Annotated in this window: 27 protein-coding genes; all 27 read right to left on the bottom strand. The window is 71.9% G+C overall.

Annotated features, from left to right (window positions below):
- Nucleotides 1-2 precede the first annotated feature (2 nt).
- Genes ACXET9_RS07210 through ACXET9_RS07080 form a run of 27 tightly spaced genes read right to left on the bottom strand, consistent with a single transcriptional unit; the run spans nt 3 to nt 11435 of the window.
- The gene (locus ACXET9_RS07210; protein WP_457885809.1) at nt 3-158 is read right to left on the bottom strand and encodes a hypothetical protein; all 156 of its coding nucleotides are present in this window, start codon (nt 156-158) and stop codon (nt 3-5) included.
- Nucleotides 155-490: a hypothetical protein gene (locus ACXET9_RS07205; protein WP_457885808.1), complete on the bottom strand. Its 336-nt coding sequence runs from the start codon at nt 488-490 to the stop codon at nt 155-157. Before ACXET9_RS07205 ends, ACXET9_RS07210 begins: the two co-directional genes overlap by 4 nt.
- Nucleotides 487-870: a hypothetical protein gene (locus tag ACXET9_RS07200; RefSeq protein WP_457885807.1), complete on the bottom strand. Its 384-nt coding sequence runs from the start codon at nt 868-870 to the stop codon at nt 487-489. Before ACXET9_RS07200 ends, ACXET9_RS07205 begins: the two co-directional genes overlap by 4 nt.
- Entirely contained in the window at nt 867-1238 is a 372-nt protein-coding gene (locus tag ACXET9_RS07195; protein ID WP_457885806.1) for a hypothetical protein, read from the bottom strand. Before ACXET9_RS07195 ends, ACXET9_RS07200 begins: the two co-directional genes overlap by 4 nt.
- The gene (locus tag ACXET9_RS07190) at nt 1235-1450 is read right to left on the bottom strand and encodes a hypothetical protein (protein WP_457885805.1); all 216 of its coding nucleotides are present in this window, start codon (nt 1448-1450) and stop codon (nt 1235-1237) included. The genes ACXET9_RS07195 and ACXET9_RS07190 overlap by 4 nt, the downstream gene beginning before the upstream one ends.
- Nucleotides 1447-1842: a hypothetical protein gene (locus ACXET9_RS07185; protein ID WP_457885804.1), complete on the bottom strand. Its 396-nt coding sequence runs from the start codon at nt 1840-1842 to the stop codon at nt 1447-1449. Before ACXET9_RS07185 ends, ACXET9_RS07190 begins: the two co-directional genes overlap by 4 nt.
- Nucleotides 1839-2405 (bottom strand): hypothetical protein, encoded by a 567-nt coding sequence (locus ACXET9_RS07180; protein ID WP_457885803.1) that lies wholly within the window; start codon nt 2403-2405, stop codon nt 1839-1841. Before ACXET9_RS07180 ends, ACXET9_RS07185 begins: the two co-directional genes overlap by 4 nt.
- Nucleotides 2402-2611 carry a hypothetical protein gene (locus ACXET9_RS07175; protein WP_457885802.1) on the bottom strand — a complete coding sequence of 70 codons (210 nt, stop codon included), beginning with the start codon at nt 2609-2611 and terminating at the stop codon, nt 2402-2404. Before ACXET9_RS07175 ends, ACXET9_RS07180 begins: the two co-directional genes overlap by 4 nt.
- Complete coding sequence (locus ACXET9_RS07170) at nt 2611-3249, bottom strand: hypothetical protein (protein WP_457885801.1); 639 nt, start codon at nt 3247-3249, stop codon at nt 2611-2613. Before ACXET9_RS07170 ends, ACXET9_RS07175 begins: the two co-directional genes overlap by 1 nt.
- On the bottom strand, nt 3246-3416 hold the full coding sequence (locus ACXET9_RS07165; protein ID WP_457885800.1) for a hypothetical protein: 171 nt from the start codon (nt 3414-3416) through the stop codon (nt 3246-3248). Before ACXET9_RS07165 ends, ACXET9_RS07170 begins: the two co-directional genes overlap by 4 nt.
- A complete protein-coding gene (locus tag ACXET9_RS07160; RefSeq protein ID WP_457885799.1) occupies nt 3413-3847 on the bottom strand; it encodes a hypothetical protein in 435 nt (144 codons plus the stop codon). The genes ACXET9_RS07165 and ACXET9_RS07160 overlap by 4 nt, the downstream gene beginning before the upstream one ends.
- On the bottom strand, nt 3844-4119 hold the full coding sequence (locus ACXET9_RS07155) for a hypothetical protein (protein WP_457885798.1): 276 nt from the start codon (nt 4117-4119) through the stop codon (nt 3844-3846). Before ACXET9_RS07155 ends, ACXET9_RS07160 begins: the two co-directional genes overlap by 4 nt.
- On the bottom strand, nt 4116-4790 hold the full coding sequence (locus tag ACXET9_RS07150) for a hypothetical protein (RefSeq protein ID WP_457885797.1): 675 nt from the start codon (nt 4788-4790) through the stop codon (nt 4116-4118). The genes ACXET9_RS07155 and ACXET9_RS07150 overlap by 4 nt, the downstream gene beginning before the upstream one ends.
- Complete coding sequence (locus ACXET9_RS07145; RefSeq protein ID WP_457885796.1) at nt 4787-5206, bottom strand: beta-sandwich lipoprotein; 420 nt, start codon at nt 5204-5206, stop codon at nt 4787-4789. The genes ACXET9_RS07150 and ACXET9_RS07145 overlap by 4 nt, the downstream gene beginning before the upstream one ends.
- Nucleotides 5203-5361, bottom strand: coding sequence for a hypothetical protein (locus tag ACXET9_RS07140; RefSeq protein ID WP_457885795.1), 159 nt, complete (start codon nt 5359-5361; stop codon nt 5203-5205). Before ACXET9_RS07140 ends, ACXET9_RS07145 begins: the two co-directional genes overlap by 4 nt.
- The gene (locus ACXET9_RS07135; protein ID WP_457885794.1) at nt 5358-5615 is read right to left on the bottom strand and encodes a WhiB family transcriptional regulator; all 258 of its coding nucleotides are present in this window, start codon (nt 5613-5615) and stop codon (nt 5358-5360) included. The genes ACXET9_RS07140 and ACXET9_RS07135 overlap by 4 nt, the downstream gene beginning before the upstream one ends.
- Complete coding sequence (locus ACXET9_RS07130) at nt 5612-6196, bottom strand: hypothetical protein (RefSeq protein WP_457885793.1); 585 nt, start codon at nt 6194-6196, stop codon at nt 5612-5614. Before ACXET9_RS07130 ends, ACXET9_RS07135 begins: the two co-directional genes overlap by 4 nt.
- Nucleotides 6193-6780 carry a hypothetical protein gene (locus tag ACXET9_RS07125; protein ID WP_457885792.1) on the bottom strand — a complete coding sequence of 196 codons (588 nt, stop codon included), beginning with the start codon at nt 6778-6780 and terminating at the stop codon, nt 6193-6195. Before ACXET9_RS07125 ends, ACXET9_RS07130 begins: the two co-directional genes overlap by 4 nt.
- Nucleotides 6777-7616, bottom strand: a complete 840-nt coding sequence (locus ACXET9_RS07120; RefSeq protein WP_457885791.1) for a hypothetical protein — start codon at nt 7614-7616, stop codon at nt 6777-6779. The genes ACXET9_RS07125 and ACXET9_RS07120 overlap by 4 nt, the downstream gene beginning before the upstream one ends.
- Nucleotides 7613-9109, bottom strand: coding sequence for a ParB/RepB/Spo0J family partition protein (locus ACXET9_RS07115; RefSeq protein ID WP_457885790.1), 1497 nt, complete (start codon nt 9107-9109; stop codon nt 7613-7615). The genes ACXET9_RS07120 and ACXET9_RS07115 overlap by 4 nt, the downstream gene beginning before the upstream one ends.
- Before the next feature lie 4 nt (nt 9110-9113).
- Nucleotides 9114-9563, bottom strand: a complete 450-nt coding sequence (locus tag ACXET9_RS07110) for a hypothetical protein (RefSeq protein WP_457885789.1) — start codon at nt 9561-9563, stop codon at nt 9114-9116.
- A complete protein-coding gene (locus ACXET9_RS07105) occupies nt 9560-9742 on the bottom strand; it encodes a hypothetical protein (RefSeq protein WP_457885788.1) in 183 nt (60 codons plus the stop codon). The genes ACXET9_RS07110 and ACXET9_RS07105 overlap by 4 nt, the downstream gene beginning before the upstream one ends.
- On the bottom strand, nt 9739-9981 hold the full coding sequence (locus ACXET9_RS07100; protein ID WP_457885787.1) for a hypothetical protein: 243 nt from the start codon (nt 9979-9981) through the stop codon (nt 9739-9741). Before ACXET9_RS07100 ends, ACXET9_RS07105 begins: the two co-directional genes overlap by 4 nt.
- Nucleotides 9978-10274, bottom strand: a complete 297-nt coding sequence (locus ACXET9_RS07095) for a hypothetical protein (RefSeq protein WP_457885786.1) — start codon at nt 10272-10274, stop codon at nt 9978-9980. The genes ACXET9_RS07100 and ACXET9_RS07095 overlap by 4 nt, the downstream gene beginning before the upstream one ends.
- The gene (locus ACXET9_RS07090; protein ID WP_457885785.1) at nt 10271-10528 is read right to left on the bottom strand and encodes a hypothetical protein; all 258 of its coding nucleotides are present in this window, start codon (nt 10526-10528) and stop codon (nt 10271-10273) included. Before ACXET9_RS07090 ends, ACXET9_RS07095 begins: the two co-directional genes overlap by 4 nt.
- Nucleotides 10528-10662, bottom strand: coding sequence for a hypothetical protein (locus ACXET9_RS07085; RefSeq protein WP_457885784.1), 135 nt, complete (start codon nt 10660-10662; stop codon nt 10528-10530). The genes ACXET9_RS07090 and ACXET9_RS07085 overlap by 1 nt, the downstream gene beginning before the upstream one ends.
- Nucleotides 10659-11435 (bottom strand): phage antirepressor KilAC domain-containing protein, encoded by a 777-nt coding sequence (locus ACXET9_RS07080; RefSeq protein WP_457885783.1) that lies wholly within the window; start codon nt 11433-11435, stop codon nt 10659-10661. The genes ACXET9_RS07085 and ACXET9_RS07080 overlap by 4 nt, the downstream gene beginning before the upstream one ends.
- Between the last annotated feature and the right edge of the window lie 54 nt (nt 11436-11489).

Raw genomic sequence — 11489 nt, 5'->3', positions numbered from 1 at the left:
TCTCAGGCGCAGCCGCCGCGGCGGTCAGGCGAGGGCCCGCCCGGGCCCTTCCCCGGCGGCGCGGCGGTCGACGCCAGCGCCGGGGCGGGCCAGATAGCGACGATCACGCCGCCGAGGAGCGGGGCGAGGGCGGCGAGCGCCAGGACGGCGCTCTTCACGAGGTCTCCCGTCGCGTGCGGATGGGGGAGCTCGTGTGACGCGGTCGGTCCGGGTTCGGGTGCTTCCGGCCGTTGTGCAGCAGGGGATGGCTCGGCCGCTGGACGGACCGCCCAGCACCGAAGGCCTGGAGCGCCGACATCACCGTGAAGAGCCGTCCGGCGTACTCCGCCGAGACTCCGAGGGCGGCGACGTGACGCGCGAGCGCTCCGGCGAATCGCCCGGCGTCCTGGCGCATGTGGATGTGGAGGACACCGGTCGAGCGCGCGATGCGGGCTCGGCGGCGGGCACGGCGGATGATCCGACGCTCGCGACGGTTCAGGGAGGTCTTCACGAGGCCACCTCCCACGGGGTCACGAGGCGGCGGACGTGCTGAATCTCGAGCGGCCAGTGCGCCAGTCCGTAGCCCATCTGTGCGAGGCGCATTCGTGCGTTGATCCTCTTGAAGACTCCAGGGTCCAGCTGCTTCTCCTCCGCGGCCTCGACGGGGATGAGCGCCGTCCAGCCGACCATGCCGGAGTCGGAGTCGACGCTCCCGCTGTCGACCAGCCACAAGACCTTGTTCTCCGAGGTCTCTTCAGGGCGGATTTTGACGGCCGCGTGGTTCTCGAACCGGTCGGGATCCTCCGGCTGGAACAGCGCGATGGTCCCGATCGGCAGCGCCTCTGCCTGCTCGGCGGACTCGATACGCTGAGGGACGTAGATCGTGGTCACCTGACCTCCTCCCATGCGCTGACGTAGCGGCGGGACGGGCGTCGGCCGTTGTCGGCGGACTGCTCCCAGGCGATGCCCTCGTTGCTCACGCGATCGACGCCGCTGAACTCGTTGGTCTCGGCCCACTGCTCCTCGGCCTCGACGGGAACGAGCGCTTCCATCCCGATCGCCTCCCGGTGATCGAAGACGTCGGGGATGGTGCCAGTGAACTCCCAGCCGCCACGGACTCGGACGCCCGCCTGGTCTTCCATGCCGCTACGGGGGTAGTGGACGGTAACGGTCCCGATCGGCAGCGCCTCCGCCTCCGCGGCGCTGGCGATCGTGCGGGGGACGTAGATCGTCCTCGCGGGGTTGGTCTTCTCGGTCATCGGTTCCTCCTCAGACGGGGGCGGCTCTTCGCGGGCCGCCCGTAGCAGGTGCTGCACGTGGGATCGGTGTCGACGGCGGCCCGGTCGTCCATCAGGACCGGGACGCCGCAGAGGGTGAAGCGGGCATCGGCATCCGCGGCGGCGTTCGCGACGATGTGCGCGACGCGGCCACGGCGCAGCACGACTCGCGCGCCCGGGCGATGCCGGCTCACGGCGCCGGCTCCTTGATCGGCACGGCGACGTAGGATGTGTGGTCGACCCGGGCGACGCGGTAGTGGGCTTCGGCGCCGACCCCAGCGAGGTAGAGGATCGGGGCACCCAAGAGCTCCTCCGACGTGCCAACGTTCGGATGCGCCGTCTCGCCATCGCCCATGCCGCCGATCAGATGCACGACCGCGATCCCACGCTCCACCGGCTGCGGGGCCGGGCAGCGGTGGCGCAGGCCCTGCATCATCAGCACGAGCGCGAAGGCCGCCCACATCCCCGCGACGAGCGCCCAGACCGCGCCGAGACGGTTCCCGTCGGCGAGCATCGAGCCCGCCCCGACGAGCGCGGCCACGGCCGCGACGCCCGGCGCCCACACCTGGGCCAGCACGCGCTTCACAGCTCGGCCCCCTCGCCCGTCGCCGCGGCGGTCGTGCGCGCGCGGGCCTGGCCGAGGGTCACGACCCCGGAGTCCGTCGACACGGTGACCCCGTCGATCACGACGGTGCGGATCACGCGGGCCTGGACCGGGCTGCCGGGCACGGCCGGCGTCGTCCAGGTGAACGGCTGCGCATTCCAGGTGGTGCCGTTGGGCGTCCACGTGCCCTGGTGGGTCGACTCCCACACCGTGAAGCCGCCCTCCGTGCGAACGTGGGCGGGGCGGGTCCAGGCGTCGACGGTGTGCCAGCGGGTCGTCGCCGGGACGATCCCCCTCGACAGGAACAGGGTCAGGCGGGCGCTCGACGGGCGCGGCCCGTCGACGTGCAGGCCGAGGCCCGTCCCGCGGGTCGTGACCTCGACGTCGGCCGACCGGCCCGCCGAGCGGTAGTTCACCCGGAGGAGGCCCTCGAGCTCCGTCTTCGACACGGCGAGCGCGGGCGCTGCCGTCATGGCGATGGCGGTGGGGGCGGCCCAGGCGGCGGTGCGGAGGAGCCCGCGGCGGGGTAAGGGGGTGGTGGTCACGGGATCTCGATCTCCTTGGCGAGGGCGTGCATGACGGTGGTGGTGGTCTCGCCGGGGCGCAGGGGGACGTCGACCGTGGTGCCTCCGGAGAGGTGGACGCGCACCTTTTCTCTGGTCACGGTGGGTTCGATCGCGAGGACGGCGTCGCGGCGGATCCAGACGCCGTTGACGTTGATCGTCACGGTGGGTGTGGTCGTCTCCCACATCAGCGCTGCTCCTCGCCTCGACGGGCGGCGCGGGCGGCTTTGAGGATCCGGCGGGCCATCTCCTTCCCCTCAGCCCAGGCGTCGGGCGATCGGGTGACCATGTCGGCGAGCCTCTTCTTGATGGTGCCGTGCTCGCTGAGGGGGAGGCCGAACTCCTGCAGGGCGTAGAGGGTGCCCTGCTCGAGCGCGGCCGCCTCGACCTCGGCGTCGGTCGGCTCCTGCTTGTGCTCCCACTCGTCCAGGCGGTCGAGCGCGGTCTTCCGGGTCGGCTCCTCGTGGGCGATCTCGTAGGTGGCCTCGAAGACGTCCGGCTTGCAGGGGTAGAACTCGCCCTTGACACCGCGGATGACGTAGTCGCCGGGCGAGACGCGCATGTCGCCCTCCAGGGTGCGGATCACGGGAGCGCCGTCGCTGGGATCGGTGTACCAGCCCTTGGCCACCCGGTCGCGCGGCCAGCTGTTGAGGACGGAGAGGGTGTCGCTGAGGGTCTCGGGACGGTTCGCGTCGCCGAACAGCATGGGGTAGCCGTTGTCGTTCAGCCACTTGCACAGAGCGTTGGTGTCCTGTGCGGTCGGGCCGAGCTGCATGGCCTCGACCTCGACGGGCTTCTTGCGAAACGTGCTCGGGGTGGTGGTCATCGGGTCCTCTTCCAGGTGCAGCGGAACTTCGTGCTGGGGGATCCGGGGTAGTGGTCCCCGTAGTCCTCGTGGTTGCCGGCATGCGCCTTCGGGAGGGTGCAGACCGCGACGGCCTCGTGCGGGCACCGGGCTCCGCAGGCCGTGGACTGGATGGTCGTGTCGCTCATCGGCGCTGCTCCTCGTCTCGTCGGGCGGCGCGAGCGGCGGACAGAGCGGACTCGGTGAGGCCGTCGCAGACGAAGCGGCACTCCTCGCATTCGTCGTAGCCGCCGGCGTCGAGCGCGGCCCCGCTGCAGGTGAAGCCCGCCGCGTTGAGGGCGCGGGCCGCAGCCTTGACCTCAGCGTCGGTCGGCTCCTGCGCCGCGGCATCTCGGAGTCGTCGCACCTCGGCGATCAGCGCCGGGACGGCCTCGCGGGACGCGGCGGCGAAGGCCATGTCGGCCCGTTCCTGATCGTCGCGGCGCATGCAGCAGTGGTCGAAGTACGCGCCGTTGAGCTGGTCGCCCGCCTCGTTGACTCCCCACGGCCCACGGGTCGCGTTGTCGGCGAGCGCCTCCCACTCGTCGAGATTCTCTGAGGTGATCCGGCTGTCGGTCATCGGGTGCTCCGTCCGGGGTGCGGGTAGAAGGCGCGGCGGGTGACGATGTCGACTCCCTCCCCGCTGTTGTTCTGGTGGACGAGGTAGTTGCCGTCGGGGCCGGTCGCGAAGACGTCGAGGGAGATCCCGTCGTGGCCGTCGGTGATCTTGGTCGTCTGGGGGACGAGCTCGGTCACGCCGTACGCGGCGAGCGCGTCGATGATCGGACGCCACGGCTGGGCCGACTGCTGAGGGCGACGTCGGGTGAGGTAGCGGGGGATGCGGTTGCTCATCGATTCCGCTCCTTCTGGGTGGTGGGGATGGGGCGGACAGCGGCGAGCGCGGCGGCGAGCGCGGCGGCGTGGGTCGGGAAGGCGAGTCCGTCGTCGGGCGGGTAGACCGTGATGCCGGCCGGACGAAGGTGGATCGGCCCGGAGCGGCCGCCTCGCAGGCCGGGCACGAAGACCTGGACGACCCAGGCACCCGGTCCCAGGCACCAGACCTCGGCGCGCTCCACGCGGAGGTCCACGGCGTTGGGCCGGTCCTGCGCGGCGAGCTGCTCGCTCGCCCACCGGACGCCGGCGACGAACCCCTGCCGCAAAGTGACCCCGGACGCGTAGCCGTCGGCGTACGAGTAGCGGGAGGCGGCTTCAGCCCGCGCGGCCTCGGTGAAGTCGCCGGTGGCGAGCTTGCGCGCCTCTTCCAGCTCGCCGCGGACGCGGTCCAGCTGTACGGCTACCTCGTTCGCGCCCCGGACAGCCGCGTGCGCGCGATCCTCGGCCCCCTTGCGCAGTTCGTTCATCCGGGCGAGGGTGCGGTTCGACGCGTTCCGCTTCTTCGCGAGGTTGCGCGCGGCCTCCTTCCAGAGGGCAGCGCGCTTCTCGGCGGCCTCCGCGCGCCCGTAGGCGTCGAAGTGGTAGTAGATGCTGGTCATGGTCTTCTCCTTGCCGTAGCGGGTGGTCATCCGAGGTCGCCGACGCTGGTCGACAAGTCGATGTCGGGGACGATGACCTCGGGCCGGAAGACGACCCTGTAGTGGAAGGGATCGGCGTCGACGTCCTCCAGCTGCTCGACGAAGTAGGAGACGTTGTCGGAGAGGCCGAGGAAGTGCTTCTTGAAGACGGCGGGGTCGTCGCCCGTCTTGCACGTCACCTCGAGCTGGCCGTCGCCCGTGTCGGCCGTGATGGAGCAGCGGCCCTCGATCTCCAGCAGGTAGGTGTCCGTGATGCCGTTGAAGAACACGACCCGGCGCTGGACCTCGAAGTTGTCGCTGGCCGTGGTCAGGTTCCGGGACGCGGTGTCGGCCTGCGAGCAGGCGGTCACGCCGGCGAGGGCCGCGACGGCGAGCGCGGCGGTGGCGAGGGTTCGGGTGCGGTTCATGGCTTCTCCTGGTGGTGGTGGTGGGTGTAGACGGTGCGGGTGCGGCCGTCGGGGGTGGCGGTGACGGTGAGGTCGGGGGTGCAGGGGCAGATGTGCTGGAGGAGGTCGTGGTCGTCGGGGTCGTCGTCGGGGACCCGGTGGATCAGCCGGGTCACGCCGCCACCCCGCCGGCGGCCGCGGCGGCGCGCTGGGCGCGGATCCGTTGCCGGTCGCGTTCGGTGGTGCCTCCCCAGATCCCGACCTCGACTCCCGTGATGCCGGCCTCGAGGCACTCCTCGCGGACGGGGCAGCCGCCGCAGATCTTCTTGGCGTCCTTGATGGGGCCGCCCTTGTCGGGGAAGAAGGCGTCGGGGTCGGTCTGCGCGCAGAGCGCGTCCGCGACCCAGGGCAGCGGGGTCAGGTCGATCACGCGGCCACCGCCTCGGGCAGATGGGTCCGGGCCCAGGCCGCGAGGTCCGGCGCCGACGGTGCGACCGCCTCGGCCCACGCCTCGGCCGCCGTCGCGACGTCGGCGGCGGGGGTCGTGGTCTCCGCGTCCGCCCACGCGAGGAGGACCCGGTCGGGGCCGTGGCCACGGACCTCCCACGACCACTCCGAGGTGATCCGGGTGCCGGTCCCACGGAGCTGCTCGGAGACCTCCTGGATCGCGATCCGCTTCATCCGCGGGACCGAGACCCCGCCGTGCAGCGGGAACAGCGCGACGTAGGTGCCTGTGACGACCGCCGGCGCCGGGGCGGCCGGAGCGACCGGGCCGGCCGGAGCCGCGGTGGGCTGCGCGGCCTCGCAGGCCTCGATCGTGACCGCGAGGATCTTCTCCTCTGTCCGCCGGGCGACGATCGCCTGGCGCCGCGAGTCGTTCGCGATCCGCTGGACCGCGGACCGGTCCATCCCCGCAACCTCCGCGACCCGCCGCAGGGACACGCCCGCCTCGGTCAGAACCCGGAGATGCCCGATCGTCGGGCCCGCGTCGACGCGGCCGAGGCCGGTCACACCGACCACCCCTTCGTGAGGCTGTCCCACCAGTCGGCCGCCCACTGCGCATCACCCATCGCGGTGTGCGCGACACCGTGGCCCGGCGGCTCCGTCCCCGCGGCCTTCGATAGGGCATAGGACGACGCCTGCGCGAGCGACACCGTCGTGAACGGCGACATCGCCATCGCGGCGATCGTCCACGTGACGGGGTCGATCGAGTGGTGCCACCAGCCCGGGGCATGCCCGTGCCGGCGGAGCATCGCCTCGAGGACCGCGGAGTCGTAGTCGCCGACGGCGGAGCCGACGAGGATCACGCGGCCCGACGGGACGGTCGTCGCGGCGGCCACCCGCTCGGCGGCCTCCCGCTCCGTCATCCAGCGGGCACGCCCGTCATCGACCCACCGGTCACGGAACCGGCCGATGCGGAGCGCGGCCGGCTCCGCATCCGTGAGGTCGACATCCGACACCAGGATCGTCGTCCGGGTCTCCCGGCCATCCGTGGTCCGCTCGATCATCCCGATCTCCCACGGACGCGCGGAGCCCTTGTCCAGGGACGTCGTCTCCAGGTCGAGGAACACCAGCTTCGCGTCGACGCGCATCATGAGAGGACCCCGTCGGCGAGGCCGGCGAGGCGGTCCCGCCAGAACCGGGCCGCGAGCTCGTCGTGGAACGTCTCCTTCTTCCCGTCCTGTCCGCGCAGCGTCCCCACCGTGAAGGCGATGAAGTCCGTCGACAGGGGAGCGACCAGACGGGAGCCCTGCATCCGCAGCGCGACCTCCCGGTTCAGGACGACGCCAGCACGGCCGATCCTGGCGATCTCCTCCGGGGAGAAGAACACGCCCGACGCGAGGTCCACCGGCTCGTCAGGGAACGTGCCCCGCCGGACCGACCGGAACGCCGCGAGCACACGGTCGGAGTCAGACTCCTTGTCCTTCTCCACGCGGTCCGTGCGCGGATCGATCGACAAGCGCAGGGAGTCCCCACCGAACAGCTTCGAGACGTCCGTGATGATGAGCTCCCGCTCGGTGACCTCCACGGACAACTCGTACTCGTGGGGCTCCGCGTCCTTCGGCAGCTTCCGCTGGAAGATCGACAGGATCGACTTCACGTGCTCACGGCTGATCGAGAACGCGCCGTAGCCGTCGCCGTCCAGGATGTCGACCTGCCCGGCGGCGGACGACCCACCGTTCAGCGCGGCGATGAAGAGACCGCCCTCGGCCGCGATGCACCGCACCGCGGACAGGTGCGGGAACTTCCGCGGGTCCGCCGCGAACAGCACGACGGCCTGCAGCATCCGGCACAGCTCGAGGCCGTGCACCTTGAACTCCACCGGGGCATCCACACCCGCGGGACGCGGCCCGAAATGCGTCAGGTCCTCCGCAGAGACCACCGTCGGGCCCTGCCCGCTGCCCGGCATCGGGAACTGGATCGTGGTCATGCCAGCTCACCCGCCTCGGCGAGCGCGTCGTCGGCCGCGTCGGCCGCGGCGGTGCCGGCGGTGGCGGGGGTTGCGGGGTCGAGGTTGGGGGCGTCGTGGCGGATGCCGGTGGCGAGGAGGATGGCCTGCTGCTCGACGGGAGTCCAGTCGTAGCCGGTGTCTTCGAGGAGGCGGCGGAAGGGGGACTTCGCGCCCCAGTAGGAAGTTCCGTGCTTGCCGGTGGTCATGTGCCGGTGGGTGGTCTTGATGTCCCAGGAGACGGAGTCGAGCCAGATCAGGACGGAGAGGGGCCACTTGGCGAGGGCGCGGGCGACCTTGGTCTTGCCCTCGACTCCGGTGATGGCCTGGAGGAGGTCGATGCCGTCGGCGTCCTCGCGGTAGTCGGTCCAGCCCATCCTGATGACCTTCTTGACGGCGAGGTCCTTCGCCTTGGTGTGGACGTCGAAGGTGGGGTGGTCGGCGAGGAGGGGGAGGGCGTGGGCGAGGTGGCGCTCACGGTGGATCTTCGCGGTCGCGAAGTCTTCGGTGGCGAGGTCGTCCCAGGGGTCGTGGAGCTCCTCGTCCTCGTCGTCGTCGGGGTGGGAGGCGGTCGCGCCGGCGGGGACGTGGAGGGTCCACTGGTCGCAGCCGATGAGGAGGGTGCCGGAGGGGAGGCGGCCGCGGTCGTAGACCGTCTGGTCGCCGCCGAGGATGATGGCGCAGTGGCCGGGGCAGTCCTTGTGGGCCTCCTCGAGGAGAGCGTCGCGCTGCTCCTCGGCGAGGCCCTCGTCGTCGTACCCGGGGGCGGTCAGGGAGCCCTTGTCGGCGAGCTCGTGGAGGGCGACGACTTCGCCGGCCACAACGCGTAAGCCGCGCTTCTTCGCTTCCTTCCTGGATGCGGTCGCACGGGCCTGGTCGGCGCGGCGTCGGGCGGCTTCGGAGACGGCGTAGTCGAACTGGTAGCTGCCGACGGTCGCCTCGAGCTTCTTGACGGCTTCGGCGTCGCCCGCGTATTCGGCGATGACGAGGGCGTCGTCGATGCTGATCTGGCCGCGGTGGACCTTCTCGCCGGTCTCCTCGCGGAGCTTCGCGAGGGCGAGGCGCTCGGCGACGCGTGCGCGGCCGAGCGCGGTCTGCTTCGCGACCTCGGTCTTCGACAGGCCCAGGGACAGCATGTCCTGGACGAGGCGGGACTCCTCCATCGACGTCAGCTGGTCGCGGTGGAGGTTCTCGGTGGCGATGAACGCGAGCTGTGCGGCGGGATCGTGGGTGAGGTCGTGGCGGATCTGGGCGGGGACCTCGTCGAGGCCGACCTGGATCGCGGCGGCGAGGCGACGGTGGCCGGCGACCACGACCCAGCCGTCGACGTCGGTGCTGCCGGTGGCGACGAGGGGGACCTCGATGCCGTGGACGCGGATCGAGGTGGCCAGGTCCTCGACCTGGGCGGCGTCGATGCGCGGGTTGCTGGGATGAGGGTTCAGGTCAGCGACCTTCACCATCTGAATCTGCTCCATGCTGCTACTCCTGTTCGTTCTCGTTGTCTCGGGTCATGGCCCGGGACCTGATCTCCCGCGTGATCCCCTCTTGGACCTCGCGGAGGCGTGCGCCGAGGGCGAGGAGCTCGCCGTCGGGCATCACCGGGACCGCGGCGAGCGCTTCGCGGACCAGTGCGGTCGTGGCCTGGGTGCGCCAGTGGCCGCATGCGGCGTTGTGGTGGACTCCTCGCCAGGAGCCGACCTGCACGCCGCGGGTGCCGGGTGGGAGGTAGCGGGCGAGGAGGCCGCCGTACTGGTCGGGCCAGACTTCGTAGGTGCCGTAGTTGCCGTCGATCGGGTGTCGCTCGGGGGCGAGGGGGGTCCAGACCTTCCCGGACAGGCCCCACGCCCACCAGACGTCGCCCCCGCAGGACTCGCACAGCGGCGAGGGCTTCTGCGGGCGCAGCGACACCGACGACCGACGACGATTCACGCGTCCATGCCCCCCTCACCCCGCCGAGCGGCAGCGCGGGCGCGGTCGTCGGCGAGGCGGGCCGTCGGGCCCGCGTACAGGTCCCACACCAGGACGACGATCGCGGCCAGCGATGCGACGATCACGACGGCGAGGACCCCACGGACGGCCAGGTCGACGGCGAGCATGAGGACGCTCATCGGGAGCCACCGTCCTCGGGCGAGCGGGCGCCGCGGGCGGGGTGGGCGGCCTCGACGCGGGTGTGCTCGGCCTGGTGCCGGCGCCGCCACGCGCGTGCCGCCTCCCGATCCGCGAGGCGGACCTGGGCCGTGCAGTCGCACACGACCAGCCAGCGCTCGACCGGGGGCAGCCCGATCTGCTGGACCCGGATCCGACGCGGCCGCGGCCGACGCGACAGCGGGAGCACTCGTCCGGTCACGCCGCCTCACCGTCCTCGGCGGCGGCCGCGGGAGCGGCACCCTCGGCGGCGAGCGCGGCGAGGTCGTCGGGGAGGGGGAGGCCCTTCTCGCGGGCGGTGATCGCGGCGAGGCGGTTCCGCTGGTGCTGCTCGAACGCGAGCGCGAGGAGCGCGTCGCCGACGGTGAGGATCGCCGTGGCGATCACGCCCGCCGGGGCGTCCGAGGCCCAGGCCTTCATCCGGCCGCGGACATCGCGGCGAGCGGCGTCGATCGCGCCGTCGACGTAGGGGTTGCTCTTGCGGAGGGCGCTCATGCCGCCACCTCCGCGTGGCCGGCCGCGGCGGTGCGGCGAGCACGGATCATCTGCTCGAGCTGCTCGACCGAGGGGCCGCCCGCGCAGACGGCCTGCCGTGCGGCCTCCTCGACGCTCGCGCCGTCGAGGCCGAGCATCCGAGCGCCCGCGGCCGCGAGGATCCGCTTCATCTCGTCGCACTCGAGCGGAGGAGTCGCGAGGCGAGCATCGATCCCCGCCTGCACCTGCTCTCGAACCAGCTTCATCGTGGACATCAGCGGGATTCCTTCCGGTGGGACTGCGGGGTGGGGGTCGAGATCGCGATCAGCAGGTCGCGGAGGAGACGGGGGCGGCCGCGGCGGGGCCGCTTCGAGGAGCGGGCCGGCGTCGGGGCGGGCGCGGCGCTCATGCCGGGACTCCCGGCAGCACGAGCTGGCCCGCGCGGAACCGGCGGTGGAGCATGTCGAGGCCTTTCCCCGTGATCCGCACCTGCGGCGCCGACGACGCCCGGCGCAGGCCGGTCCGCTGGTCGGTGTAGGTGCGGGCCTTCGCCACGAACAGGCCCTGCTCGAGGTAGCGCTGGTAGGTGTGCGGGCGGTCCTTCGAGTCGCGGTAGAGGTAGCCCCACTCGACGAGGCGGGCGACCAGGCGCTGCTGCCCGATCTGCACGACGCCCTGCTCGAAGAGGACCTTCGCGGCCTCCTCGAACGACCACGAGCCTTCCGAGGACACGATGTGGTCCCACGCATCCGCCTTCGGCTGCTGGACCGCGATCGTCGCCTCGAGCTCCTGCACCTTCCGGGCGGTGATCGTCAGCGCCTGGTGCACGATCTCGTCGTCGGTCAGCGCGGCGGCGGGCGCGCCGTAGCCGCCGGTCCGGCGGATCGAGGGGAGCACCTCGTGCGTGACCCAGCGCTTGAAGTCCCGAGCGCCGGGGACCTTGGACCCGAGCACCGCGACGTACAGGCCAGGCTCGGAGATGACGGTCATGTCCTGGTCGCCGGAGGGGGTACGCACTGAGCGCGTACCCCTGTCCTCCCCGTCGATGCGGCGGGTCATGTCCGAGGCCATGCGGTACCCGAGGATCTTGGCGACGTCGGAGGCGACGAACCAGGGTTCGCCGTCGACGTCGATCGTGCGCACCTCGTGGACGCCGTACTGGAACAGAGTCAGGTCGTTCATGGGATATCCTTCCGATCAGGTAGATGCACTTCGGTGTCAGCGCCCCCGCCCAGC

The sequence above is a fragment of the Brachybacterium netajii (SeqCode) genome (assembly GCF_054114245.1).
The sequence above is the reverse complement of the archived record's forward strand: the minus strand, read 5'-3'. Positions and strand labels throughout refer to the sequence as shown.